Source organism: Parapedobacter sp. 2B3 (genome assembly GCF_041925275.1).
GTDB lineage: Bacteria > Bacteroidota > Bacteroidia > Sphingobacteriales > Sphingobacteriaceae > Parapedobacter > Parapedobacter pyrenivorans_A.
On record NZ_JBHEUZ010000020.1, the window covers coordinates 42,526 to 68,651 of the forward strand.

The 26,126-nt window shown below is 51.3% G+C and carries 20 protein-coding genes and 1 riboswitch; of the genes, 12 read left to right on the forward strand and 8 right to left on the reverse strand.

Annotated features, from left to right (window positions below; genetic code table 11):
* Positions 1–14: 14 nt before the first annotated feature.
* From fabF to ACEVG1_RS18255, 5 genes are all read left to right on the forward strand, one after another.
* On the forward strand, positions 15–1,268 hold the full coding sequence (gene fabF / locus ACEVG1_RS18235) for a beta-ketoacyl-ACP synthase II (RefSeq protein ID WP_374745163.1): 1,254 nt from the start codon (positions 15–17) through the stop codon (positions 1,266–1,268).
* Between the two features lie 62 nt (positions 1,269–1,330).
* Positions 1,331–2,062: a ribonuclease III gene (gene rnc / locus ACEVG1_RS18240; RefSeq protein ID WP_374745164.1), complete on the forward strand. Its 732-nt coding sequence runs from the start codon at positions 1,331–1,333 to the stop codon at positions 2,060–2,062.
* Positions 2,063–2,245: 183 nt separating this feature from the next.
* Positions 2,246–3,631: a histidine--tRNA ligase gene (gene hisS / locus ACEVG1_RS18245; RefSeq protein WP_374745165.1), complete on the forward strand. Its 1,386-nt coding sequence runs from the start codon at positions 2,246–2,248 to the stop codon at positions 3,629–3,631.
* Positions 3,632–3,634: 3 nt separating this feature from the next.
* A complete protein-coding gene (locus ACEVG1_RS18250) occupies positions 3,635–4,003 on the forward strand; it encodes a YccF domain-containing protein (protein ID WP_374745166.1) in 369 nt (122 codons plus the stop codon).
* A 74-nt stretch (positions 4,004–4,077) separates the two neighbouring features.
* Positions 4,078–6,189, forward strand: a complete 2,112-nt coding sequence (locus tag ACEVG1_RS18255) for a M3 family metallopeptidase (RefSeq protein ID WP_374745167.1) — start codon at positions 4,078–4,080, stop codon at positions 6,187–6,189.
* A gap of 83 nt (positions 6,190–6,272) precedes the next feature.
* Here the strand turns inward: ACEVG1_RS18255 and ACEVG1_RS18260 are convergent, their stop codons facing one another.
* Positions 6,273–8,036: an ABC transporter ATP-binding protein gene (locus tag ACEVG1_RS18260; RefSeq protein ID WP_374745168.1), complete on the reverse strand. Its 1,764-nt coding sequence runs from the start codon at positions 8,034–8,036 to the stop codon at positions 6,273–6,275.
* A gap of 51 nt (positions 8,037–8,087) precedes the next feature.
* Complete coding sequence (gene truA, locus ACEVG1_RS18265; RefSeq protein WP_374745169.1) at positions 8,088–8,912, reverse strand: tRNA pseudouridine(38-40) synthase TruA; 825 nt, start codon at positions 8,910–8,912, stop codon at positions 8,088–8,090.
* 116 nt (positions 8,913–9,028) lie between these two features.
* Here truA and ACEVG1_RS18270 point away from each other — a divergent pair, with 116 nt between their 5' ends.
* Together ACEVG1_RS18270 and folE are read left to right on the forward strand one after the other, a co-directional pair.
* The gene (locus ACEVG1_RS18270) at positions 9,029–9,445 is read left to right on the forward strand and encodes a 6-pyruvoyl tetrahydropterin synthase family protein (protein ID WP_374745170.1); all 417 of its coding nucleotides are present in this window, start codon (positions 9,029–9,031) and stop codon (positions 9,443–9,445) included.
* Positions 9,446–9,468: 23 nt separating this feature from the next.
* Complete coding sequence (folE, locus tag ACEVG1_RS18275; RefSeq protein ID WP_374745171.1) at positions 9,469–10,101, forward strand: GTP cyclohydrolase I FolE; 633 nt, start codon at positions 9,469–9,471, stop codon at positions 10,099–10,101.
* 6 nt (positions 10,102–10,107) lie between these two features.
* On the opposite strand, the gene ACEVG1_RS18280 is transcribed toward folE, so the two are convergent.
* Positions 10,108–12,573: a DUF5686 and carboxypeptidase regulatory-like domain-containing protein gene (locus ACEVG1_RS18280; RefSeq protein WP_374745172.1), complete on the reverse strand. Its 2,466-nt coding sequence runs from the start codon at positions 12,571–12,573 to the stop codon at positions 10,108–10,110.
* Between the two features lie 85 nt (positions 12,574–12,658).
* Between ACEVG1_RS18280 and ACEVG1_RS18285 the strand changes: the two genes are divergently transcribed.
* Positions 12,659–15,847, forward strand: a complete 3,189-nt coding sequence (locus ACEVG1_RS18285) for an LpqB family beta-propeller domain-containing protein (protein ID WP_374745173.1) — start codon at positions 12,659–12,661, stop codon at positions 15,845–15,847.
* Positions 15,848–15,876: 29 nt separating this feature from the next.
* Here the strand turns inward: ACEVG1_RS18285 and ACEVG1_RS18290 are convergent, their stop codons facing one another.
* The gene (locus tag ACEVG1_RS18290; RefSeq protein WP_374745174.1) at positions 15,877–16,521 is read right to left on the reverse strand and encodes a hypothetical protein; all 645 of its coding nucleotides are present in this window, start codon (positions 16,519–16,521) and stop codon (positions 15,877–15,879) included.
* A gap of 339 nt (positions 16,522–16,860) precedes the next feature.
* Here ACEVG1_RS18290 and gcvP point away from each other — a divergent pair, with 339 nt between their 5' ends.
* From gcvP to dnaA, 3 genes are all read left to right on the forward strand, one after another.
* Positions 16,861–19,740 (forward strand): aminomethyl-transferring glycine dehydrogenase, encoded by a 2,880-nt coding sequence (gene gcvP / locus ACEVG1_RS18295; protein WP_374745175.1) that lies wholly within the window; start codon positions 16,861–16,863, stop codon positions 19,738–19,740.
* A gap of 56 nt (positions 19,741–19,796) precedes the next feature.
* A riboswitch (TPP riboswitch) is annotated at positions 19,797–19,893 on the reverse strand.
* A gap of 83 nt (positions 19,894–19,976) precedes the next feature.
* Complete coding sequence (locus ACEVG1_RS18300) at positions 19,977–20,363, forward strand: transmembrane 220 family protein (protein ID WP_374745176.1); 387 nt, start codon at positions 19,977–19,979, stop codon at positions 20,361–20,363.
* Positions 20,364–20,648: 285 nt separating this feature from the next.
* Complete coding sequence (gene dnaA, locus ACEVG1_RS18305; RefSeq protein ID WP_374745177.1) at positions 20,649–22,076, forward strand: chromosomal replication initiator protein DnaA; 1,428 nt, start codon at positions 20,649–20,651, stop codon at positions 22,074–22,076.
* A gap of 77 nt (positions 22,077–22,153) precedes the next feature.
* On the opposite strand, the gene ACEVG1_RS18310 is transcribed toward dnaA, so the two are convergent.
* Together ACEVG1_RS18310 and ACEVG1_RS18315 are read right to left on the reverse strand one after the other, a co-directional pair.
* Positions 22,154–22,549 carry a hypothetical protein gene (locus tag ACEVG1_RS18310; protein WP_374745178.1) on the reverse strand — a complete coding sequence of 132 codons (396 nt, stop codon included), beginning with the start codon at positions 22,547–22,549 and terminating at the stop codon, positions 22,154–22,156.
* A gap of 65 nt (positions 22,550–22,614) precedes the next feature.
* Complete coding sequence (locus ACEVG1_RS18315; RefSeq protein ID WP_374745179.1) at positions 22,615–23,151, reverse strand: 5'(3')-deoxyribonucleotidase; 537 nt, start codon at positions 23,149–23,151, stop codon at positions 22,615–22,617.
* A gap of 79 nt (positions 23,152–23,230) precedes the next feature.
* Here ACEVG1_RS18315 and dusB point away from each other — a divergent pair, with 79 nt between their 5' ends.
* A complete protein-coding gene (gene dusB / locus ACEVG1_RS18320) occupies positions 23,231–24,223 on the forward strand; it encodes a tRNA dihydrouridine synthase DusB (protein ID WP_374745180.1) in 993 nt (330 codons plus the stop codon).
* Between the two features lie 2 nt (positions 24,224–24,225).
* On the opposite strand, the gene ACEVG1_RS18325 is transcribed toward dusB, so the two are convergent.
* Positions 24,226–25,728 (reverse strand): lipopolysaccharide biosynthesis protein, encoded by a 1,503-nt coding sequence (locus tag ACEVG1_RS18325; protein ID WP_374745181.1) that lies wholly within the window; start codon positions 25,726–25,728, stop codon positions 24,226–24,228.
* Between the two features lie 16 nt (positions 25,729–25,744).
* A complete protein-coding gene (locus ACEVG1_RS18330; protein WP_374745182.1) occupies positions 25,745–26,047 on the reverse strand; it encodes an acylphosphatase in 303 nt (100 codons plus the stop codon).
* Positions 26,048–26,126 lie beyond the last annotated feature (79 nt).

The following is a 26,126-nucleotide window of genomic DNA, read 5'->3' on the forward strand; positions in this document are numbered from 1 at the left end:
GCCAATCGTTATAAATGGAGCTTAAAAGAGTAGTAGTAACAGGGTTAGGTGCGCTTACTCCGATTGGGAATACTGTCCCCGAATTTTGGGACAGCCTGATTAAAGGAGTAAGCGGCGCTGCTCCAATCACCAAGTTTGACGCGTCGAAATTCAAGACGCGTTTTGCTTGTGAAGTGAAAGGATTCAACGCCGAGGACTTCATGGAGCGCAAAGAGGCCCGAAAAGTAGATCCATTTGTACATTACGCGTTGGCTGTGACGGATGAAGCGATTGCGGATGCATCGCTCGTATTCGATAAATTAGATACCAATCGTATCGGAGTGATATGGGGGTCCGGTATCGGTGGGCTTAAGACATTTTTGGATGAGGTGATCAACTTTTCGGGTGGTGATGGAACTCCCCGTTTCAACCCGTTTTTCATTCCGAAGATGATTTTGGACATCGCTCCCGGCCATATTTCCATGCGCCACGGGTTGCGAGGCCCTAATTTTTCAACCGTATCAGCTTGTGCGTCGTCTACGCATGCGCTGATCGATTCCCTGAACTACATCCGCACCGGATATGCCGATATCATCATAAGCGGTGGCTCCGAAGCGATCATCAACGAAGCCGGCATCGGTGGTTTCAACGCCATGCATGCGCTATCCACACGCAACGACAATCCCCAAACCGCGTCGCGGCCATTTGATAAAGACCGGGATGGCTTCGTGGCTGGCGAAGGCGGCGCGGCCATCGTGTTGGAAAGCTTGGAACACGCCCAAGCGCGGGGGGCGAAGATTTATGCGGAACTCGTTGGGGCAGGGATGAGTGCCGATGCTTACCACATCACGGCTTCGCATCCCGAAGGGCTTGGTGCTCGGCTCGCCATGGGCAACGCATTGAAAGACGCCCGGCTCGCCAACGATGCCATCGACTACATCAACGTGCATGGTACGTCTACCCCGGTAGGCGATCCCAGTGAGATTATGGCCATTCTTGAGTTGTTTGGCCAACACGCGTACGAACTGAATATAAGTTCTACCAAATCCATGACAGGCCACCTCTTGGGGGCGGCAGGTGCGGTGGAATCTATCGCATCTATTCTTGCCGTCAAAAACGATATCGTGCCGCCCACAATCAACCATTTCACGGACGACCCGAATCTTGATCCGAAATTAAACTTCACATTCAATAAAGCACAGAAGCGAATAGTGAACGCCGCCATGAGCAATACTTTTGGTTTTGGTGGCCATAACGCCACGGTTGTTTTCAAGAAATTCGAAGGATAATTTAAAGGCATTTCACACCAAGGGGAATATCCCTTTTTTGTGCTTATTCAGTTAGTAATCAGATGCCTGTTTCGAAGATTTACAAACTGCATTTTTCACCCAATCGCCGCTATGTGCGGGCGCTGAAGAACATGCTCGGCTTTGTTCCGGGCAACCTGCATCTTTACCAGCTTGCTTTCCGCCATAAGTCGGTAGCCGTGCCCATAAAGGATGGCACCAAAAACAGCAATGAGCGGCTTGAGTTTTTGGGCGACGCGGTATTGGGCTCGGTGGTGGCCGAATTGCTCTTCAAAAAGTATCCCTACAAAGGCGAAGGATTCCTTACTGAGATGCGCTCCAAGATTGTAAGCCGGGCGCACCTCAACCAGTTATCGAAGAAACTGGGACTGAACGAACTTATCCAATACGATGCTCGCATGGTTCATTATCCCAATAAGCAAGGCTCTTTGTTAGGAGATGCTTTTGAAGCCCTGATAGGTGCTATCTACCTGGATAAAGGGTATGCGTTTGTAAAAAACTTCCTGATTAAACGTATTATCAAACCCCATGTAGATATCCAGCTGTTGGAGCAGACAGAAACCAATTTCAAAAGCCGGCTTATTGAGTGGTGCCAGCAGGCCGGTAAGGACGTTAGTTTTGTCCAGGCTGAGAATGAGGCGGGCGATAGCGTTAAGATTTTTACGATCGATGCGGTGGTAGACGGCGAAGTGTACGGTAGGGGTCGCGACTATAATAAAAAAAGTGCCGAGAAAATCGCCGCCGAGAAGGCTTGCGAAGTGCTTAATGTGCTTTGATCTTTGCCTTTCGCTAGGTGCTTTTTTCCCTTTCCAGGGCAAATCTGCAAATCAGCAAACAAGCAGATGGGCAAATTTACAGGTCAATCCTTACGTTTCCGCTATCGCTTTTGCCTCTCAGTCGCAGCGGGAGATCGATACATTTGCCTTGCCTATACAGGCAAATATATCTAAGTTTGCCGCATGGCAGTAATCAAACCTTCATTGGCCAAGGGCACGCGTGATTTTTCGCCCGCGGAAATGGAAAAGCGCAACTATATCTTCAATACCGTTAAATCGGTATTCATCAAATACGGATACCGGGAAATTCAGACCCCGTCGTTTGAAAACCTCCAGACACTTACTGGCAAATATGGCGACGAAGGGGATCAGCTGATATTCAAGATACTCAACTCGGGCGACTATCTTGCCAAGGCTCCGGCCGGGCTGCTCGAAGCACGCGCTTCCACTCCACTGATTCCGCATATCACGGAGCGTGCCCTGCGTTACGACCTGACAGTTCCATTCGCCCGCTACGTGGTGATGCACCAGCATGAGCTCACCCTACCGTTCAAGCGGTTCCAGATACAACCCGTTTGGCGTGCCGATCGGCCGCAACGCGGCCGCTATCGTGAGTTTTATCAATGCGATGTGGATGTGGTGGGCTCCGATAGCTTACTTAACGAAGCAGAATTTGTACTTATCTACCACGAGGCGTTGACTAGCCTCGGACTGCGTGATTTCTCCATCAAGCTCAACAACCGGAAACTACTTGCGGGTATCGCTGAAATATTGGGCAAGCCTGAGCTGATTGTGGACATGACCGTAGCGATCGATAAGCTGGACAAGATCGGTTTGGAAGGGGTGAACAAGGAATTGTTGGCCCGTGGTTTCAACACCGACGAGCTGCAAAAGCTGCAACCCATTATCCAGTTGCAAGGCACCAACGCCCAAAAGATTGAGCGACTCAAGGAAATATTGAGCTCATCGACCACGGGCCTTGCCGGGATCGATGAGCTGGAAACCATACTGGGCTACGTAGAGAAACTCGCTGGCGATACGGCCCTGCTTAATCGATTCGTGGAACTGGATATCACGCTGGCCCGCGGACTCAACTATTACACGGGGTGTATTTTCGAGGTGAAGACCAATGAGGTAACCATGGGCAGTATTGGCGGTGGCGGACGCTACGACGACCTAACGGGTATGTTCGGTCTGAAAGGGATTACCGGTGTGGGTATTTCGTTCGGGGCCGACCGGATATACGATGTGCTGGAAGAATTGGGGCTTTTTCCAGAGGCCGCGGAACAGTCGACACGGGTGTTGATCAGCAATTTCGACAAACTGTCCGAACTTTATGCGCTGCCCCTGCTTCAGAAATTGCGCAATGCGGGGGTCGCCTCCGAGTTGTACCCCGCTTCTGCTAAATTGAAGAAACAGCTCACCTATGCCGATAATAAGAAGATTCCATATGTGGTCCTAATCGGCGAAGAAGAGATTGCAGGTGGTGTGTTTTCTTTAAAGGACATGCGCTCAGGCGAACAACGCAAATTGAGCCAAACCGAAATTCTCGATTACCTGACCCCCTAAAGCATGAATTTCGTAGGCAATTTAATTTGGATTGTTTTCGGTGGGTTTTTCATCTTTTTGGAATACCTCGTGGGTGGTCTGGTGCTCTGCCTGACCATTGTTGGAATACCATTCGGCGTGCAGTTGTTTAAGCTGGCAATAGCTTCGTTGGTTCCATTCGGCACCAGCGTTACCAATGTGCCGAGTAGTACGGGGTGCCTCTATACATTGATGAACATTCTCTGGGTTGTGTTTGGGGGAATATGGGTGGCACTCACGCACTTTTTCTTCGGCATATTGCTTTGCATTACCATTATTGGCATACCGTTCGGTAGGCAACATTTAAAGTTGATGGGGTTAGCTTTCACGCCGTTCGGAAAGGCTATCGGGTAATGCGGTAGTGTCGTTCCCAGCGGAACGAAAGTTATGATTACCTTTGTTCGCTGCACCAATCCATAAGTACCAACATGAATAACAAACGAATTTTTTACATTTTGACGATTTCCACTGCATTCATTGTGTCGTGTGATGACACGAGGCAAGTAACAGACAATCCGTTGCTGAACGTTTATGACACCCCCAACGGGGTGCCGCCATTTGACCAAATTAAAAGCGAACATTTCAAGCCGGCCTACGAAGAGGCCTTGGGACAACACCGTGCCGAGGTGGATTCGATCGCTGCTATCACCGACGCACCTACGTTCGAAAATACCATCCTTGCGCTTGAGGACGCCGGGCAACTGCTGGCCCGCGTTTCCTACGTATTCTCCAATTTGAGTTCATCCACCACCAATGATACGTTGAAAGCATTGGATACCGAGTTGGCACCCAAGCTTGCTGCCCACCGCGACAACATTTCGTTGAACGATGAGCTATTTGGCCGGGTGAAGGCGGTGTGGGACCAACGCGACAGCCTCGGCCTTGACGGTGAGCAGCTGATGCTGCTGGAACGGAGCTACAAGAATTTTGTGCGCAACGGCGCTAGCCTGGGCGACGCGGACAAAGCGGTGTTGCGCGAAATCAATACACAGCTCGCGGAATTGACCACCCAATTTGGTCAGCATGTACTGGCAGAAACCAATGCTTTTGAGCTGGTGGTGGATAACGAAGAGGCGCTCGCCGGCCTTTCGGACGGGATGAAGGCGGCCGCGGCTGAAACTGCGAATGCAAAGGGACATGACGGTAAATGGGTATTCACACTATCCAACTCCAGTGTGATGCCTTTTCTCCAGTTTGCCGATAACCGCGAGCTACGCCTACAGATCTGGGAAGCCTACAAAAACCGCGGAGCCAATGGCAACGACAACGACAACAGCGATATTTTAGTGGAGATTGCCAACCTTCGCCTCAAGAAAGCCAATCTATTGGGATACCCAACCCATGCCCATTACGTGCTGGAAGAAGCGATGGCCGAGAACCCTACCAACATAAAGAAGCTGCTGGATGGACTATGGAAGCCTGCCATTGCCAAAGCAAAAGCCGAAGCGTATGATATCCAGAAGGAAATAGAATCTGCTGGCCAAAATTTCCAGGCACAACCCTACGACTGGCGGTATTATTCGGAAAAGATCCGCCAGCAACGCTTTTCATTGAGCGAGGAGGAACTGAAGCCTTATTTCAGCCTGGCCGGTGTACGGCAGGGCGCTTTTGACGTGGCCAACAAGCTGTACGGACTTCGGTTCAAGCCGCTGGAAGGTATGCCTACCTACCACCCCGAAGTGGAAGTGTATGAAGTATCGGAAGCCGACGGCACCTTGGTCGGGATTTTCTACGTGGATTATTTCCCCCGCGAGTCAAAACGGCCCGGCGCCTGGATGAGCTCATTCCGTAGACAATACAAAGAAAATGGCCAACGTATGGCACCGGTTATCGTAAACGTATGCAATTTCACCCCGCCGGTAGGTAGCCTGCCCGCGCTACTTACCTTTGATGAGGCCAACACGCTGTTCCACGAGTTTGGCCATGCACTCCACGGCCTGCTGTCTGACGTTTCCTATCGGAGCCTATCGGGTACGTCCGTATCGCGCGACTTCGTGGAACTACCATCGCAGGTGATGGAAAACTGGGCCGAAGACCCGGCCGTGTTGAAGACATACGCAAAACACTACGAAAGCGGCGAGGCTATTCCCGACTCGCTTATCGCCAAGCTGGAAAGTGCGGGCACGTTCGGCCAAGGGTTTGCCACGGTGGAGTACCTGGCTTCGGCCATCCTCGATTTTGACTACCATACGATTACCAGCCCGATCACTGTGAGTGCCCAAGCATTTGAAAAGGCATCGATGCAAAAAGCCGGGCTGATCGATGAGATCATCCCGCGGCACAGGAGCACATACTTTAATCACATCTTCTCCGGTGGCTATTCCGCAGGTTATTATAGCTACATCTGGGCAGAAGTGCTGGATGCCGACGCGTTTGCGGCTTTTAAGGAAACCGACCTGTATGACAAGACCACGGCCAACGCGTTCCGCCAAAATATCCTCGAAAAAGGAGGGACGGAAAAACCCGCAGAACTTTACCGGAAATTCCGGGGGGTCGATCCCGACCCGGTTCATTTGATGAAAAAAAGAGGATTGGATTAAACGAGTTTTTTTCGGAGAGGGCTGCAGATTTGCAGCCTTTTTTGTTGGACGGAGCCGCTTGCCGCGGGTACGGTCGGGTATCACTATATCCCCGCTGAGTGGAATTGCAGATCGTACAACCGCTTGTAGTATCCGTCCATGCGGAGCAATTCCTGATGCGAACCCATTTCTTTCATCTCGCCCTTATCCAGCACGATGATTTTATCTGCCTTTTGGATGGTGGAAAGGCGGTGGGCAATCACAATGGAAGTCCGGCCCGCCATCAGCTTGTCGATGGCCTGTTGGATGAGCTCTTCCGACTCGGTATCTACGGATGAGGTGGCCTCATCAAGCACCAAGATTTTCGGGTCGTGCACCAGTGCACGGATGAATGAGATGAGCTGCGCCTGGCCGGAAGATAAGGTGGCGCCACGCTCCTGCACTTTGTAGTCATAGCCGCCCGGCAACCGCATGATAAATTCGTGGGCACCCACCTGTTTAGCGGCGGCCACTATCTGCTCCCGGCTGATGGCCGGGTCGTTGAGGCTGATGTTGCTGGCCACGGAATCTGAAAACAGGAACACGTCTTGCAATACCGTGGCAATCGTACGGCGGAGGTAGTTTAAGTCATAGTCCCGGATGTCTACGCCATCCAGTCGTATGGAACCCTGATTGATTTCATAGAAACGGCTAAGGATATTGATGGTTGAAGATTTCCCTGCGCCGGTGGCGCCTACCAGTGCCAGCGTTTCGCCCTGCTTTACCTCAAAGCTGATGTCTTTCAGCACCCACTGCTCATCGTTATATGCAAACCACACGTTGTCAAAAGCAATCTCCCCCCGAATGTGATTCGGTTGCTGGATGCCCTCGTTAGGTGTCCGCTCGTCGGTATCGAGGACCGCAAAGATACGTTCGGCACTCACCATACCCATCTGGAGGGTGTTGAACTTATCCACCAATTCGCGGATGGGCCGGAAAATCATGTTGATGTACATGATAAACGCGACGATCACTCCGGGCGACAGCGTATCAGCTAACACCTGTTTGGAGCCATACCATACCAAAAGGCCCAGGGATACGGCCATGATGATCTCCAGTACAGGAAAGAAGATAGAAAAATACCAGTTGGCTCGGATATGGGCATTGCGATGCTCCGCATTGGCCGCTTTAAATTTGCGCATCTCCTGTTCCTCGCGGGCGAAATACTGGATGATGCTGATCCCGGAGATATGTTCCTGCAGGAATGTGTTGAGGTTAGATACCCATTTGCGTACATCCTGGAAGGCGGATTTCATGGCTTCCTTAAAAACGTAAGTCGCTCCGACCATCAGTGGCATGGGAATCAGTACGATGAGTGTCAACCTCCAATCCGTATAGAACATCACGCCCAATATGACGATTAGTTGGAGGACATCACCGATAATCTGGATGAGGCCTTCCGAGAAGATATTGGCAATGGTCTCGAGGTCAGAGATGGTACGGGTAATCAGCCGACCTATCGGTGTGCGATCGAAGTACTTGAGCCGGAGACCGGTAATGTGGTTAAAGACATTGATGCGGAGGTCGCGGATTACCGATTGCCCCAATGTATTGGTCATCAATGTATGGAAATAGCGCACCACAGTTTGCAGGAGTAGCAGTCCCAGCATCAACAAGAGCATCAACTGCAGGCCGCCGATGTCATTCTGGAGGATAAACCGATCGAGCGTATATTCCACAAGCATAGGCAATGCCGGGGCCACACCGGCCATCAAGATGGTGAGCACAACGGAGATGACAAAAATACCTCTGTATGGCCTTACATAGCGTAGCATCCTGCGTAGCAGCTGCGCATCATACGTCTTCCCGGTTACCTTCGGTTCGCTCATGGATAGCTGCAAAAGTACGACTTTGTCCGAATATCTCCGTTCACCGATTTGTCAAATGGGATTTACGTAGGGATATTGCACCTCGGTGAGGTACAGTCCGCATGCCGGCACGGATGAGCCGGCAACAGCGCGGTCTTTGCTTTTGACAACGGTATGCATATGCTCCGGTGGGTGTTCTCCCCGGCCAATTTCCATCAGTGTGCCCACGATGGCCCGCACCATGTTGCGCAGGAAGCGGTTGGCCGAAATATGGAAGACCAACCGGCTATCATTGACCCAAAGCCACTCCGCTCGTGTAACCTGGCAGTTGTTGGTGTGTACTTGCGTATGTGACTTGCTGAAACACGAGAAATCTTCATATTGATGTAAGATAGCGGCAGCTTCGTTCATTGCCAATATATCGGGGGCACCGCGTAGCAACCAGGAGCGGTCGTGTAAGAAAGGGTCTTTATTCAGATGCACATGGTATTCATAGGATCGTTTCACCGCATCGAATCGGGCATGGGCATGGGGTGCCACGGCAATGAGCCGCTTGGCGGCGATGTCGTGTGGGAGCAATGCATTAAGCCGATGGAGGAAATCGCGCTCTTCCAACGGCAATGCGGGGGCTTGCCAGTCGAAATGGGCAAATAGCTGCTTGGCGTGTACACCCGTATCCGTACGGCCGCACCCTACCGTGGCCGTGTTATGGCGTAGCAGGGTAGATAGGGCCTTCTCGAGGAGCTCCTGAACAGTCAAGGCATTCGATTGGATCTGCCACCCGTGGTACGCGCCGCCGTCGAAAGCGATTTCGATGAAATATCGTTGATGGGAAGTTTCCACGGCTATAAAGGTACGGATTTTGTGATTTGCCTTTTGCACTTTGCCATTTGCCATTTGCGCTTTGGTATTTGCACTTTGCTTAATGCAAACAGCACATCAGCAAAAAAGCAAAAAACGCATTAGCAAAAAGCAGACTGCCAAATCAGCAAATTAGCTTATCTTTGCACGCTATGATATATCTTACACGGCGAGAACGGTTTAACGCGGCGCACAAATTATATCGCGAGGAGTGGAGCTTGGAACAAAATGAGGCTGTATTTGGCAAATGTTCCAACCCCAATTGGCATGGACACAATTATGAGCTGTTCGTGACGGTGAAAGGTGAGGTGGATGCGCAAACAGGGTTCGTGATTGATTTGAAGGAGCTGAAGCACATCATCGAAATCCATGTGATTGACAAGCTGGATCACCGCAACGTGAACCTCGATGTAGACTTTATGCAGGGAAAAATGGCATCTACCGAGGTGTTGGCGATTGAGATTTTCAGGCAATTGAAACCGCATATCGAGGCGAATGGGGCCCTGCTTCATTCGGTGAAGCTGGTTGAAACCGAAAATAATTCCGTGGAATATTTTGGTGAAGAATAACGCCAAAGGTTAAAAAAACGACTATGGACAACGATTTCCCAATCAACGAGGAGGAAATAGACGGGTACGTGAAGATAGACCGCTACAACCCCGAAAAGGTGGCGCGAATCGCTTCGCATTATGCAGATATATTGGCTCTTTTGGGTGAGAATCCCTCGCGCCAAGGGTTGTTGAAAACGCCCGAACGGGTGGCTAAAGCGTTGCAATACCTTACCCATGGTTATGACGTCGATCCTGCGGCCGTCCTGCGGGGAGCCATGTTTGAGGAAGAGTATAGCCAAATGGTGGTCGTAAAGGATATCGAGGTGTATTCGATGTGCGAGCATCACATGTTGCCCTTCTTTGGTAAAGCACACGTGGCCTACATCCCAAACGGCCATATTGTAGGCTTAAGCAAGATTCCCCGGGTGATAGACATCTATGCCCGCCGCCTGCAGGTGCAGGAGCGGCTTACCAACGAAATCCGTGATTGCATCCAGGAAACATTAAATCCGGTTGGTGTGGCGGTGGTCATTGAATGCAAGCACCTCTGCATGTGCATGCGTGGTGTACAGAAACAAAACTCGGTAACCACCACCTCGGCATTTACGGGCGAGTTTGCAAAAGAGCGTACGCGCAACGAGTTCCTGCGACTGATTACCGCTTCGCTGGGCTAAGTGTCATTAAAACAACCGCAATCCGATCCGGATGGCTTCTTTTCCGCTTAGCCCCAAGTGGCTCCCAAATGACCGTGCATAGATGACGCGAAGGCGTTGCCACTCGAGACCGGCGTGGAACTCGCCATAGTGCTTGGTATCCAGCGTGTGCAAGTAGTGGAGGCCGATGATTTCCTGCAGTTTGAGTTTTCGGAGTAGGGGCACCTTGCCCGTGAGCATCGTGGAGAGATTGTATTCCCCATGTGCTTCCGCAAAGGTTCCGGAACTGCTGTGCCGATAATAGTCCAACAACAGGAAAGTGGTCAATTGCTGGTCGCTGATCAGTGTCCGCGTACCGTTGAAATGCCGGTAATCCGTATAGTAGAGCGACTTGTCATTCAAAAACGTGCCCGCCCGTAAGTCGAACGACATACGGCCATACAAGCCCAGCCCGATACCCGTTTTATGTAGCCGAGCCACCAATAGATCGTAATCCACATCGCTTCCCAGTACTTGAGGCAGACCTTTCGTATAGGATATGGATAAGATGGGCCAACGCGATGGCAGGTATACCCGCCGGTGCGGATACGTCTCGTATTTCGTGCCGAAGTCGTAACTCAACCCCAAAGAGACTTTAAGGGCCCGGTTTTCGTCGAATAGCGGAACGTCCGATTCAGGCACTAGGGGATTATTGGAAGTGAGGTACTGTTTGTTCCGTTCCCGGAAGGTATAGTCGGTACTGTTGGGTAACCATAGGCGGTTTTCCCAAACGGTGGACGCCGTTACGTGCACGTTTGCCGGCAGTGTATAGCGCCATTCTACCCCGCCGAAGGTACGCTCGTACCATTTGAGGTAATTGCGACCAAACAAGGTGGTGCTGATGGTATTGAAAAGTGGTGGCAACGACCCCCGGTTATTCATATCCTGCACGTTGCTTCCCCCATACACGTGGAGGGAACCCTTGCCGAGCGGAAAGGAGATGCCCGCATAGCCGTTGGGTCGTTTGTTTGCAAAACCGTAGCGGATGTTGCCGTAGAAGGTGAAATTGCGGTTCAGCACAGTATCGACCTGCCGGGAGTACCGCATACCATAGTTGAGCGCCAATCCTTCCACACTGTTGAAGAGCAGCGATTTTGCCAGTCCGTCGAAGGAAAGGAACGACCGGCTTGCGCGGTTGCGGTACGTATAGCCGGTGAGAAGTTGTTGCGGTTTCAGCTGGTTGGAAACGCGGTCGAGCGAATCGAGGTAAGGCTTAGATTTGCGCCGTCGTTGCAGGCTGTCTTTGCGGACGTAGTCCAGCCGCTCTTCGTCGGTGAGTAGCAGAGGACGGCTCGTGGCCCAATAAGCCGAGTCCCGTTCGTTGACACCCTCGGCAATACGCAACACTTCGTTGAATGTGCCCTTCCTGATGCCCGGACGGGTTGCGTAACCACTGTATACAGCGGCGAAGTAGCCGCCCATGCGGAATCCAAGCAGGCCGCCTACAAAATCAAATCGGACATTTGATGGTTGCCATTGGGTGCTGTCTATCGGGATAAACTCCTGCCGGATCGAGAGGGTATCGAGGAGGTTGATACCGGAGGTTTTGGTGAGCTGTAGGTTTACCCCGTAAATGCGCCAAAGGTCTTCCACGATATAGATGTCGCCTTGGTAGAGCGGTTCGCCCTTGCGGCGTGACGATACATCGATTTTATGGATGGTGAGCCCGTTTTCTTCCGTAGTGCCCTGTAGGCGGTATCGGTAGTAACCGAGTGCATTGTCGGCGATGGGCGAAATGAAGGGCCGCGGACTTAGACCATCGATGATGGGCTGGTTATTTTCATAGAAATTGAGTTTTAGGTCGGCCGCCCGGTTAAAGCTGAATGCTTGGTTATTGCCCGAAAACTTCGAGCTGATCATTTCTTCCCGGAAATCATCGGGCGGCTGCACGGTGATGTGCGACTCGGATTCGGAAAGGTATACGATTCCTGCACGGTTGGAATCCAGTCCGATTTCCCGGCCGATCTGGTCGATATCCACACCGAGGAATTTTTTTGGGGCTTGCAGTATCCGTTGCACTCCCTTAATGTATACGTTGGCGGTGTAGGGGGTAGCTTCGTGCAGGTGTTTTTTGCGCTGCCTTATCGCCTGCCGGATAATGGCGTAAGCTGGGTCTTCGCCGTTGCCAATCACCACTTCATCGAGGAGGTAGGCTTCGGCTGGCAGGCTGATCTGTATCTGTTTATCCCCGTCCATAGTAATCGGTTCGGTCGCCTGCCTGTAGCCTACCGAGCGAACTACCAATTCATGTTTACCGGCGGCGAGGCTCAACTTAAATATTCCCTCGCTATTGGCGGAAGTACCCAAGCCAGTTGTACCTTTCGGATAGATGCTGGCAAACGGCACGGGATTGCCTTGTTCATCGGTTACCTGTCCAGTAAGCCGGTATGTCTGGGCCTGGACGAACACAGTCGCCAAGCTGATTAATGCAAGCGTAAGCCACGGTTTCAGCATAAGCATCCCCAAACTTACCAAAACGGTCGCGTATGTTGTTGTTAATTTTCGTTAATATTGCAGTCAGCACAATAGACTTAAAAACATGAATACCATCAACACTTGCCTATTGACGGCAACCCTGGCATTTGCGTCGCTTGCCGCCCCTGCACAGACCTCCCCCACATTCATTTCATACCCTACGTTGAGCCCCGATGGCCAGTTGGTTGTTTTCAGCTATGCCGGTGACCTGTGGAAGGTGGCTGCGGACGGCGGGCAGGCATTTCGTCTCACTGCTATGCGCGGGGAGGAAATAGCCCCTCGGATTTCGCCCGATGGCCAATGGTTAGCGTTTTCGGCCAACCAGTTCGGCAACCACGACGTATATGTGATGCCCCTGGAGGGCGGAGACATCCGCCAACTTACCCATCACGATGCTTCCGATGAGGTAGACAGCTGGAGCTGGGACAGCCAGACCATCTATTTCACCTCGGGGCGCTACAACCGCTTTACCAGCTATTCGGTAGCTGCCCAGGGCGGTACGGCAAAACGCCTTTTCCCACACTATTTCAATACCATACACGGGGTAACCGAAAAGCCGGATGGCGAATTGCTTTTCAACAACACGTGGGAGAGCTATTTTGCCGCCAATCGCAAGCGCTACAAAGGGGAGTTTAATCCCGATATTCTAGGCTATCACCCCGGCACCACTGCGTTTACCCAGTATACCGACTACGATGGCAAGGATTTCTGGGCCTCGGTAGACCGGCAGGGCAACGTGTTCTTCGCCTCCGACGAGGCCAATGGCGAGTATAATCTTTATACGTTTACCGGCGGGGAAAAGACAGCGTTGACCCACTTCGACACCTCCATCAAGCGCCCTTCTGTAGCGACCAACGGCGGGAAAGTGGTGTTCGAAAAGGACTATCAGCTATATGTTTATGATGTGGCCACCAAGAAAACGTCGAAGCCCGATGTTACTATAGGCCGGCATACCTTATTGGATGCGCCACAGGAGTTTGACGTGAAAGAACACATTTCCTATTTCGATGTATCGCCGGATGGCAAGAAGCTCGCCTTTATCTCACGCGGGGAGCTCTTCGTGAGTGATGTAGAGGGCCAATTCATCAAGCAGATGGCCGGCTCGGGCGAGCGGTCCATGGAAGTGAAGTGGCTGGCTGACAATAAAACACTGTTGTTTAACCAGACCCATGCGGGCTACCCCAATTGGTACACGATAGGGGCCGACGGCAAGAGCGAAGCTAGGCAGCTAACGGCCGATCTGCGTAGCAACCGCGATATCACGTTCAATGCGGAACGGACCCAAGCCGTATACCTCAGCGGCCGCGACGAGGTGCGACTGCTCGACCTAAAAACATTGCAGAGTACCACCGTGGTGAAAGATGAGATATGGGCCTTCCAAAACTCGGAGCCCTCGTTCTCGCCCAATGGTGAATACATCCTGTTTACGGCCTATCGCAATTTCGAACAGGATATCTTTGTACACCATATTACGAAGAAACAAACCATCAACCTCACCAACACGGGGGTATCGGAAGCTTCGCCGGCATGGGCGCCCGACGGGAAGTCCATCTACTTTGCCAGCAATCGTACCAAGCCGGCCTACCCCACCGGCATGCGCGATGCCAGCATCTACCGCATGGAGCTGGATGATTTTGACGAACCCTATCGGATCGACAAATTCGATGAACTTTTCCAGGAGAAAAAGAAAGATGAAAAGGAGAAAGACAGCGACGGCAAAAAGAAAGGCAAGGATAAAGACGGCGAAAAAGGCGATGATGCCGATAGCACGGAGGCTGCCGATACGCCTATTGTTATCAATACCCAAGGGTTGCTCGACCGCATTACCCGGATAGGCCCTGCTTTCGGTACCCAAAGCAATCCTAAGGCGTTCAAGAAAGGCGAAAAGACGTATATCTTTTATGCTTCAAACCATGAAAGTGGCCGCAGGGCGCTGTACCGGACGGTACGAGAGGCGTTTGAAGACGACAAGACCGAGAAGGTGGCCGACGGTGGCGTGGGGAACCTCTTGGAGGTGAACGGGAAATTCTACGCCCTTTCCGGCGGCGTCGTGCAGAAATACAACATCGATGGCAATAAGTTCGAGAAGGTAGATATCGCTTTCAAATTCCGCCGGAACCTGGAAGACGAGTTCAACCAGATGTTTTACGAAACGTGGGCAGGTATTGAAGAGAACTTTTACGATGGCGACTTTCACGGGGTGGACTGGGCGGCTGTAAAAACCCGTTATGCAGCTTACCTGCCCTACCTGAACAACCGTGCCGACCTACGGGTGCTGCTCAACGATATGTTGGGCGAGCTCAACTCGTCGCACCTTGGCTTCAACTCAAGCGGCAGCGACGAGCGTAAGGACTTCTCGGTGGTAACCAATGAAACGGGGGTGGTATTCGACAACGAAAACCCCTATCGTGTACAGCGCGTGGTGGACCGCAGCAATGCGGCCCGCAAGGAGATAGATATCCGTCCCGGCGATGTATTGGTAGCGGTTGATGGACAATTGATGGATACCCTAGTTGACCGTGATGCGTATTTCACGCGCCCTTCGTTGGCCGAAGAAATGGTACTGACCTTCAGACGTGGGGGGGCGGAATTGAGCGCCAAGGTACGGCCACAAAGCAGCGGTGCGTTGCGCGACCAGCGCTACGATGAATGGATACGTGCCAACCGCCATAAAGTAGACTCGCTAGGGCAAGACCGCATAGCTTACACGTATATGAAAAATATGGGTAGCGACGAATTGGAACGCTTCCTACTGGATATGGTGGAGCAAGAAGCCCAGAAGGATGCCATCATCCTTGACCTGCGGTACAACACGGGTGGCAACGTGCACGATGAGGTACTGCGTTTTCTCTCGCAGCGCCCTTACCTGCAATGGCAGTACCGTGGAGGCAAGCGCTCACCGCAGAGCAACTTTGCCCCATCGGGCAAGCCCATCGTGTTGCTGGTGAACGAGCAGTCCCTCAGCGATGCGGAGATGACGGCTGCGGGTTTCAAAGCCCTGAAGCTGGGCAAAATCATCGGCACGGAAACCTACCGCTGGATCATCTTCACCTCGGCCAAGGGCTTGGTGGATGGCTCGATGTACCGCGTGCCGGCATGGGGTTGTTATACGCTGGAGGGCGATGACCTGGAGTTGACCGGCGTATCGCCCGATATTTATGTTAAGAACACCTTCATGGATAGGCTGCAGGGCAACGACCCGCAGTTGGAGCGGGCAGTAAAGGAGTTGCTAGAGGAGTTGGGGAAGAAATAAACTGAAAAGGACGAGTAGTAGCTTGGGCATCATAGGCTTTCGGAATAGCGGCATAATGCAACTATGCCACGCACGTCATTGAAATCCAACTTGTGCCCAGCCACGTACTTCTCTATAGTTTCCTGATGCCCCGGGTATATCCGGTACAGTTGTTTGAAGTTGGAAAACCTTCTCCGGTTTCCGTTTTTTACAATGAAATAATCGTAGTAGATTTTGGAAACTTGCCGTTCCTTGCCTTTTAGGTCTGTCCGTATACCTTGAAACGAAGCCGACGAATAGGCGTCGACTGACGCAAGTTCACTGGAGACACCGTAACCTATCGTTTGTGGTTTGTAAGCACTATTGGCATTGAATCGGATGTAAATGACCGGGGCAGCGGACACTTTTTCCAATGCATTGCTGCCATCTAAGAGAAATGTCCGCCCGGTGATGATGAGCGAGTCGATGGCCTGATAGTTGGATACTACCTTTACCTGCCCATCTCGCTTATCAATGAAATAAAGCGCGCCTTCCACCAGATTATAGTTTACTTTTTCAGCTGATTTTCGTCCATCTCTAAAATATACGACGGCATCGTGGTAGTCGTCAAAAAGATAAGCCGATAAGGTATCCTGCCCATAGCTCGGCATCGAAAGCGCCGCTAACAACAGTAAAAGGCAACATGTAGGTTTCATTTTATTCCGGTTTTAAACACCTAAGTTATCACAGTTGGCAGCCAAGATGACTGCAATTTGGCGGAAAGATAATCAATATTTCGCTTCAAAAAGAGGTACGGCAGACCTCTTTTTTATGATCCGGAGAACCCTACATATTGCCATGTTCAAAATCGTCGTTCTACAGGCGCGGGAAAGCAGAAATCCTGGCACAGCGCATTGCGGTTGGCTGTGCCGGCCAGCGCCCCCAAAAAGTACGGTACTCTTCAATTCACGCGTTAAAATCCGTACCTTTGCCCCGAAAAATTTACCGGCTGCTTGCAAAGCAGCATGGCTGCACCACGGTAGTAATATATCCGAATGAATAAAATACATTTCCAAGAAAAATTCGAGGAGCGGCACATCGGCCCAAGCGCCGATGAAACCGCCGACATGCTGGGCGTATTGGGGCTGGAAAGCCTTAGCCAGTTGATGGATGAAACGATCCCTGCGCAAATCCGAACCGAGACACCGTTGCGCTTGCCAGACGCATGGAGCGAAACGGCATACCTGCAACGGATGCGGGCTGTGGCCGACAAAAACAGGGTGTTTAAATCGTACATCGGGCAAGGATATTACGATGTGGTCGTTCCCGGGGTCATCCAACGGAATGTGTTTGAAAACCCAGGGTGGTATACGCAATATACGCCGTACCAGGCAGAGATTGCCCAGGGCCGACTGCAGGCGTTGCTCAATTTCCAGACCATGGTGATAGACCTCACCGGGATGGAGATTGCCAATGCGTCCCTGCTTGACGAAGCGACGGCTGCCGCCGAAGCCATGTTCATGCAATACGGCCTCCGCAAAAACAAAGCGGCAAATGCCTACTTCGTTTCTGACAACATATTCCCGCAGACGCTGGATGTACTGCGTACCCGAGCACAATCGTACGGCATTACGCTGATGGTCGGCCACCTGCGAGCAATTCCAGCAGGCGATGCCATTTTCGGGGTACTGGTGCAGTACCCTGCGGGCGATGGCTCGGTAGCCGATTACAGTAGCTTGGTACAGCAACTGCATAACCGCGGTATTTCCGTATGTGCGGTGGCCGACCTGCTTAGCCTGGCGTTGCTGGCGGCCCCCGGCGAGTGGGGTGCCGACGTGGTGGTGGGTAGTACGCAGCGCTTCGGCATCCCCATGGGCTTCGGCGGACCACATGCGGCTTACTTTGCTACCAAAGATGCTTATAAACGGAACATACCCGGCCGCATCATCGGTGTTACCGTGGATTCGAACGGCGAGTACGCCTTGCGTATGGCGTTGCAAACCCGCGAGCAGCACATCCGCCGAGATAAAGCCTCCTCCAATATCTGTACTGCACAGGCACTCCTCGCCATCATGGCCGGCTTCTATGCGGCCTATCATGGGCCGAAAGGATTGCTGCAGATTGCTGAGCGCATCCACGCGCTCGCCAACCTGCTCGACAGCGCCTTGCAGCAGCTGGGATATACGCAATATAACGATACTTATTTTGACACCCTCCGGGTAGAACTTGGCGAGCTTGCCGGACCCCTGCGTGCGGAGGCCCTCAACAACGAGGTGAACCTTCATTATCAAGGCACCGTCGCCGGCATTTCCATCGATGAAACCACCACATACCAGGATATCGAGGCTCTCGCACGCATCTTTGCCAAGTTGAAGGGTAAAACACTGGATGACGCAGACCTCCAAGTGCATGCCAACCGTATTGCCCTGGCTATCCCACAGGCGTTGCTGCGCAAATCGGCTTATCTCACGCATCCCGTATTCAATAGCTACCATTCCGAACACGAAATGCTTCGGTATATCAAATCTTTGGAAACCAAGGACCTTTCGTTGTGCCACTCGATGATTCCGTTGGGGTCATGCACCATGAAACTCAACGCGACAACCGAAATGGTTCCCGTAACGTGGCCCGAGTTTGGTGGTATCCATCCGTTTGCGCCCACAGACCAGGTGGGGGGCTACATGCAGCTCATCGGTGAGCTGGACCAGTGGTTGAGCGAAATCACAGGCTTTACCAAGGTAAGCTTCCAGCCCAACTCGGGTGCACAGGGAGAATATGCGGGACTGGTGGTGATCCGCGCCTATCACGAAAGCCGCGGCGATACGCACCGCAATGTAGTACTGATACCCGCATCGGCCCATGGAACCAATCCGGCATCGGCCAGTATGGCCGGTATGGAAGTGGTGGTGGTGAGGTGCGATGAGCACGGCAACATCGATGTGGCTGACCTGCGTGCCAACGCCGAGAAACATGCCGCCAACCTGGCTGCATTGATGGTTACCTACCCCTCTACGCATGGGGTGTTCGAAGAGCCGATCATAGAGATATGTGGGATTGTCCACCAGCATGGTGGGCAGGTGTATATGGATGGTGCCAACATGAATGCGCAGGTGGGCTTCACCAGCCCCGGGCGCATCGGTGCCGATGTGTGCCACCTCAATCTGCATAAAACATTCTGCATACCACATGGTGGCGGTGGCCCGGGCATGGGCCCCATCGGCGTAGCCGAACATTTGGTGCCGTTTTTGCCCAACCATGAGGTGGTGCAGGTAAGTGGGACCGATGGCGTCGGCGCCGTGTCGGCAGCACCTTGGGGCTCCGCTTCTATTTTAGTAATCTCGCATGCCTATATTGCGATGATGGGCGCCCAAGGGCTTGCCAACGCTACACAATATGCCATCCTTAACGCGAACTACATCAAGACACGGCTGGAGGACCATTACCCCGTGCTTTATGCGGGTGCCAACGGCCGTTGTGCACACGAACTGATATTGGATTGCCGCGGGTTCAAAACGGTGGGTATCGAAGTGGGCGATATTGCCAAGCGGCTCATGGACTATGGTTTCCACGCACCCACGGTGTCTTTTCCTGTAGCCGGAACATTGATGGTGGAACCTACCGAATCGGAATCGCAGGCTGAGCTGGACCGTTTTTGCGATGCGATGATTGCTATCCGCAAGGAAATAGCGGTCATTGAGCGGGGCGAGGCTGACCGGACCGACAACCTGCTAAAGGGTGCGCCCCACACCGTGGCCAAGGTAAGCGCCGACAATTGGGAGCGACCGTACACCCGCTCAGAGGCAGCCTTCCCGCTGCCGTTCGTGCGGAGTCACAAATTTTGGCCCGCAGTAGGGCGTGTCAACGATTCGCAAGGCGACCGCATGCTGATCTGTGCGTGTCCGCCCGTAAGTGCTTACGAATCCGTCGAGGCGTAACCTAGACACACAAAAAACCCATTCCAGCCATAGCCGGAATGGGTTTGTACAACTTCCGTCGTACTGGTGTGCTTTTCCTGCGCTGGAATTATCCAGATCAGGTTCGGGGATGTAATCTCAGCCTGATAGACTCAAGCACTCCCGGCACATCGTTTAGTAAGAAAACACACTTGCGTGGAAAGGGTTTTAAAAAAGATGATTTTTTTTATCTTTGGTCTATTCAAACACGTATTTCCATGAAAGCTTTTAATATTATCTTTTGCGTCCTGTTTTTGATCAGTGCCGGTTTGCAATATAACGATGTGGACCCGCTCTTGTGGATAGTCTTATACGGCTTTGGCGCGTGGGCATGTTTTATGGCAGCACGTGGCCGATACCTCATTTGGGCTTACGCATCGGGCATTGTGGTTTACCTCGGCTTTGTGGTGTACTTCCTTATCTTCAAACATAACGTGCTGGATTGGGCGCTTCACCATGAAGCGAAAGATCTGGTGCAATCGATGAAAGCCGACAAACCATGGATAGAGGAAACCCGTGAAGTGATGGGCCTATTGATACTGATTGTTGTGTTGGCGGCCGACTGGATTGTGGCGGCCAGGCGCCGGCGGATTAGTGTGGCCTAACCGGCAGCTTTTTTTATCGTTTTTTACAACAACTTTGCTTAAATTTCACTTGACTTTAACACTCCAATCCGTCGGGAACTGCCGATGTTGAGAAATTTTGACTCTGTGGGCTTGACCAATGTGTTTTGTGAAAAAACACGCCTAATTTATTGATGGTAAGATAGATAGCCGATATTTTATTTTTTAATTTTTTAGGTGGTTTTTTTTTGCCACCTTCGTTTCACGGAGAAGTTATCAACATTTTTCCGGTCATTTATTGGATATCAACTTATTAAGATTTAACGAATGGAAAAAACGAGCACGAGTGTATGGGATAGCTGTCTGCAAATCATCAAAGATAATATTCCAGCACAAAGTTATAAGACCTGGTTTGAGCCCGTTAAGGCTGTACGGTTGGAAGGTAACGTTTTGACTATTCAAGTACCGAGTTTGTTTTTTTATGAATGGCTGGAAGAGCATTATGTGGGCTTGCTGCGCAAGACAATTAAGAAGCACCTCGGCGAAAATGGCCGGCTGGAATATAATATTGTTGTAGAAAAATCGTCAACCAGTAATCCATATACTACGAATATCCCCTCAAGCGGTAATGGTGCGGAAGCGAAGAAGCAATCCATTCCTATACCCGTAGCGCTCAATAAGGATATCAAAAACCCCTTCGTCATCCCGGGTCTTAAGAAACTACAGGTCGACCCCCAGTTGAACCAGCATTATACATTTGACAATTTCATTGAGGGTGAATGCAATCGGTTGGCACGGTCTGCAGGTTTTGCGGTGGCAAGCAAGCCGGGAGGCACTTCGTTCAACCCGCTGATGATATATGGGGGCGTGGGGCTTGGTAAAACGCATTTGGCACAAGCCATCGGCAACGAAATCAAACGTAACCTGCCTGACAAGCTGGTAATCTACGTATCATGCGAGAAGTTCTGCCAGCAATTTGTCGACTCCCTTAAAAACAATACCATCAACGATTTTGTCAACTTTTACCAGGCAATGGACGTCATCATCATGGACGATGTACATAATTTTGCTGGTAAGGAACGTACACAGGATATATTTTTCCATATTTTCAACCACCTCCATCAATCGAGCAAGCAGATTATCCTTACATCAGACAAACCACCCAAGGACCTTGCCGGGCTGGAAGAGCGCTTATTGAGCCGATTTAAGTGGGGCCTTTCGGCCGATATGCAGGTGCCCGATCTGGAAACCCGCATGGCCATCCTCAAGAAAAAGATGTATTCAGATGGTATCGAGCTGCCAGACAACGTGATTGAATACGTAGCTAACCAGATAGACAACAGTGTGCGTGAATTGGAAGGGGCGATGGTGTCGCTATTGGCACAGGCGACACTCAATAAAAAAGAGATCGATCTCAACTTGGCCAAGTCCATGCTGAAGAACTTCATCAAAAATACGCACAAGGAGATATCCATGGATTATATCCAGAAGCTGGTATGCGATTATTTTGAGGTGCCGGTGGAGATGGTCAAGTCGAAGTTACGGAAACGGGAAATCGTGCAAGCACGGCAGATTTCGATGTATTTGGCAAAAAACCATACCAAAACGTCGTTGAAGTCTATCGGCGCTTTTTTTGGTGGCAGGGACCATTCCACGGTGATCTATGCCTGCCAAACGGTAGAAGATCTGATTGAAACGGACAAGAAGTTTAAGGCCTACGTGCAAGACATCCAGAAAAAACTGAAGACCAGCTAATAGTGAATTGAAAGCTGGTTAACCATAAAAAAGGCGGGCCGCTGATCAACAGTGGCCCGCCTTTTTTTCTTCAATTATTACCTATCACCTCCACCACGTCGGCTACCACCCTGCCTCATCCGGTTTGCCCGTTCCTCCATTAGTTTCGTGTATGCCTTTTTTTGGTTGCTATCCAATACAGCGAGGATTTTTTCATCGGTCTGTGTCCTTAATTCTCGCATTTTTTCTCCCATTTGCTGTCTATCTCCGTTTCTGTTGTTTTGAAATACTTGTTGCATTGCCTTGCTTTGTGCGAGCGAATACGTGTAGACGGAATCCTTCTGCGTAGCAGAGAGCTTAAGCTCTTCCGCCAATTGCTCACTTATCCGTTTAGCATTTTCTTCAGGGTTGCCGAAGCCGCGCCCACGTTCTTGGGCGAAGGAATGTCCTGCTACCATCAGCAGCATGGTCATCACTAAAAAGCCTTTTTTCATAATCTTTGCGTAAAATTAATTTATATGAACGTAAGACCGATGGCTATGCGTATGGTTTAGGCAACCTAACGTAACAATTCAGCGACTTCCTTCCAGTTGTTTACACGCTCGTAGCCGGTGATGAGTGTGTTATGTGGCGAGGTGTAAAGCAGCCTACGCCCGTTGAAAGGAGCTAGGTTCTTGATGCGATCATCAATGAGTATATCCGCCGATATGATTTTATCGCCGGTAAACAGGATATTCGTCCAAGGGATGAACGGAAAATATTCGCCCAGCCAATCGTATTTATCTTCCAATGAGTTTCGGAATTCCATGGCAGCGGATACCACGTAAACCTCGTAGCGGGACCGGAGTGCTTTTACGGTCTCAATGGCGTCTGCCATCGGGGGGATATCCCTGAAGAAGCCTTTCTCGTTGATGTATATTTTCCATTGCCCCATGAGGTGCTCCGGTAGATTCTCATGCAGCTCCTTGCCGGGCGCTTGGTGGAGGTCCATCGCTATTCCGTGGTCGCGGTGATAAAGGCTCAGAAATTTTTGGTGGGTATCTGCAAGCACCTCATCCATGTCAATGGCCAGGCGCGGTTTGTCGTCATTACTCATGGGCGCAAAGGTAGCCCTTTATTTGCCAACAAACTACTGATTTTCCTTATCTTTGCATCCGGTTTACATTGTACTACACATGTCTGTGAGCATCGGAAATATCGATTTGGGGGCGTTCCCCTTGCTTTTGGCACCCATGGAAGACGTGAGTGATCCGCCGTTCCGCTTTGTGTGCAAGCAAAATGGAGTAGACATGATGTATACCGAGTTTATTTCTTCCGAGGGCCTTATCCGCGATGCCGCCAAAAGCCGCCAGAAGCTCGATATCTTCGAATACGAGCGGCCCATCGGCATCCAGATTTTCGGCAGCGACATCGACACCATGCGAGAGGCCACCGAAATTGCCTCACAGGTCGGACCTGACCTGATCGACATCAACTACGGCTGCCCGGTGAAAAACGTTGCTTGCCGGGGAGCCGGAGCGAGTTTGCTCCAGGATATCGATAAGATGACGGCCATGACCAAAGCTGTGGTGGAATCCACCCATCTGCCCGTGACGGTGAAGACCCGCTTGGGTTGGGATGACAATACCAAGAATGTGTATGAAGTGGCTGAACGCTTGCAAGATGTGGGAATACAGGCACTGAGCATCCACGGCCGGACACGTTCGCAGATGTACAAGGGACAAGCCGATTGGCACCTCATCCGTGAGATTAAGCGAAATCCTCGTATCCGCATCCCCATATTCGGTAATGGCGACGTGGACAGCGTGGAGAAAGCGGCGACATGGCGCATGGAGTATGAGGTGGATGGCATCATGATTGGTCGGGCATCCATCGGCTATCCCTGGATATTCCGCGAGATCAAGCATTTTTTCCAGACCGGTGAGTACCTGCCCGGCCCTACCATTGCCGAGCGGGTGGCTGTGTGCCGTACACATCTCCAGAAATCGCTTGAATGGAAAGGCGAGAAGACCGGTATTTTCGAGATGCGCCGCCATTATGCTAACTACTTTAAAGGCATTCCCCACTTCAAAGAGTACCGTATGAAGCTGGTATCGTTGATGGAAGTTGCCGATATCGAGGCCGTGCTCGACGAAATCAATGACCAGTTCGAACTCGAAGTCGCCTGAACCTATCTGTCCTGTTTTTTCAATATAGCCATGAGCGTTTTTCGCTCAATGAGACCGGCCACGAGTGCGAAAGCGGCGAAAAGTAAATTCCCGATGATAAGGTGCCGGTCGAACATGTCGAACGTAAGCCAGGAGATGATGACACCGGTAAGGATGTACGCACCGTTTTTCCCCACGCGGTAAGGGATGGGGTATCGTTGCTGCCCCCAAAGGTAGGATAGTATCACCATGATGCCATAGGCAAGGGTCGTCACCCAAACGGCGCCGACATAGCTGTACCGGGGAATGAAGATCACGTTGAGTACAATGGTTACGATGGCACCTATACCAGAGATATATAGCCCAAACCGGGTCTGGTCGGTCAGTTTATACCATATCGATAGGTTCATATATATGCCTAGTAGCACGTAATTGAGCAACAGGATGGGTAAGATGTGTAGACCCGACCAGTACAATTCCTTCTGCTCGGCTTCTTCACCCTCGATGAAATACTTAAGCCATTCGATGTTGACAGAAATCCCGACCATCACCAATACCATGGCAATGACGAAATAGTCCATAATGAGTGCATAAACTCGCCGGGCGTTTTCATTTTTGGCGTAGCTGAAAAAGAACGGCTCTGCACCCAGCCGGAAGGCTTGGATTGCAATGCTCAAGAACACGGCAATTTTGGACACCGCACCATAGATGCCATTGTCGGAAATACCCCGTTCTCCGGTGATCAACTTGGGAATCATCAGTTTGTCGAGGTACTCGTTGATAATGAACGAGATGTTAGCAATGAGTATGGGGAAGCTGTATGCAAACATCTCGCGTAGCAAGGCTCGGTCGGGTTGTAACCGGATTTTCATTAATTCGGGCAGGAGGAGCATTAGCACCAGCAGGCTGGCACCGAGGTTGGCGATAAATACGTAGCCCAGCCAGCCCGGTCGGTACCACCCCTCGATATAGGGTGTCGTCTGTGGGATGTGGACCAAAAGCCAGGGAATGCAAAAGATAAAAAATAGATTGAGCACAACGAGCGTGACCACGTTGGTCAGTTTGAGCCAGGCAAACCGCATGGCCCGCCCCTGTGCGCGTAGCTGTGCAAAGGGAATGACGGCCAAGGCATCAGCAACCAGAAAAACAGCAAAGAAACGGACATACATCGCATAATCGCTGTCGTATTGACCATTGTTCAGCCAAGTGGCAATATCGGTGGTGCCGGAAAAGACTACACACAAAAACAAAATGGAGGTGACCAACACAACAAAAAAGCTGTTGTTCAATACCCGGGCTTTATCTTCGTGCTTTTGCAGGAAGCGGAAAAAGGTGGTTTCCATGCCGAAAGCGAGGACGGCCTGTATCATGGCTGCCCAACTGTACATGTTGGTAAAGATGCCGTATACGGAAGGGGAGAATTTGCGAACGAATAGCGGTGTAAGCAGGAAATTAATCAGCCGGGCCACGATGGTGCTCAGCCCGTAGATGGCAGTTTGTCCAGCGAATTTTCTAAGTACAGACAACGTTTAACACTTAAGATCAGCCACGCGACTTCTTGATGACCTCAAAGTTACGATAGTTTTTCATTTCGCCTTCAATGGCAACTACTTTTTCCACTACCGCCTTTTCCGGGCCTTCATGGCACCATTCCAGGAAGGCATCAAGGGCAAAGGCGTCGCCTTCGGCCTCGATGGCTACCGTGCCGTCGGGCTTGTTCCGTGCAGTGCCCTTCACCCCCAGCTGGTCGGCAACGGCTTTCGTGGTGAGCCGGAAATATACGCCCTGAACCTGGCCGGATACGACGATGTCGAGGTGCTTGTAGTTGTCCGTGTTGATACCCATGTTCTTTTCCTGATGGAGCAAAAATACACGTAAATCGGTATATCTTCAAACCCGTACATCACCAGGGCAGCAAATCTTT

Coding starts and splice junctions, on each gene's coding strand:
- ACEVG1_RS18290 (WP_374745174.1), bottom strand. CDS start 16,521: ATGAAACCTACATGTTGCCTTTTACTGTTGTTAGCGGCGCTTTCGATG.
- truA (WP_374745169.1), bottom strand. CDS start 8,912: ATGGCAAATGGCAAAGTGCAAAAGGCAAATCACAAAATCCGTACCTTT.
- hisS (WP_374745165.1), top strand. CDS start 2,246: ATGGCAGTAATCAAACCTTCATTGGCCAAGGGCACGCGTGATTTTTCG.
- ACEVG1_RS18315 (WP_374745179.1), bottom strand. CDS start 23,151: ATGAGTAATGACGACAAACCGCGCCTGGCCATTGACATGGATGAGGTG.
- ACEVG1_RS18285 (WP_374745173.1), top strand. CDS start 12,659: ATGAATACCATCAACACTTGCCTATTGACGGCAACCCTGGCATTTGCG.
- ACEVG1_RS18270 (WP_374745170.1), top strand. CDS start 9,029: ATGATATATCTTACACGGCGAGAACGGTTTAACGCGGCGCACAAATTA.
- ACEVG1_RS18310 (WP_374745178.1), bottom strand. CDS start 22,549: ATGAAAAAAGGCTTTTTAGTGATGACCATGCTGCTGATGGTAGCAGGA.
- fabF (WP_374745163.1), top strand. CDS start 15: ATGGAGCTTAAAAGAGTAGTAGTAACAGGGTTAGGTGCGCTTACTCCG.
- ACEVG1_RS18280 (WP_374745172.1), bottom strand. CDS start 12,573: ATGCTGAAACCGTGGCTTACGCTTGCATTAATCAGCTTGGCGACTGTG.
- ACEVG1_RS18250 (WP_374745166.1), top strand. CDS start 3,635: ATGAATTTCGTAGGCAATTTAATTTGGATTGTTTTCGGTGGGTTTTTC.
- dusB (WP_374745180.1), top strand. CDS start 23,231: ATGTCTGTGAGCATCGGAAATATCGATTTGGGGGCGTTCCCCTTGCTT.
- rnc (WP_374745164.1), top strand. CDS start 1,331: ATGCCTGTTTCGAAGATTTACAAACTGCATTTTTCACCCAATCGCCGC.
- folE (WP_374745171.1), top strand. CDS start 9,469: ATGGACAACGATTTCCCAATCAACGAGGAGGAAATAGACGGGTACGTG.
- ACEVG1_RS18255 (WP_374745167.1), top strand. CDS start 4,078: ATGAATAACAAACGAATTTTTTACATTTTGACGATTTCCACTGCATTC.
- ACEVG1_RS18330 (WP_374745182.1), bottom strand. CDS start 26,047: ATGGGTATCAACACGGACAACTACAAGCACCTCGACATCGTCGTATCC.
- dnaA (WP_374745177.1), top strand. CDS start 20,649: ATGGAAAAAACGAGCACGAGTGTATGGGATAGCTGTCTGCAAATCATC.
- gcvP (WP_374745175.1), top strand. CDS start 16,861: ATGAATAAAATACATTTCCAAGAAAAATTCGAGGAGCGGCACATCGGC.
- ACEVG1_RS18300 (WP_374745176.1), top strand. CDS start 19,977: ATGAAAGCTTTTAATATTATCTTTTGCGTCCTGTTTTTGATCAGTGCC.
- ACEVG1_RS18260 (WP_374745168.1), bottom strand. CDS start 8,036: ATGAGCGAACCGAAGGTAACCGGGAAGACGTATGATGCGCAGCTGCTA.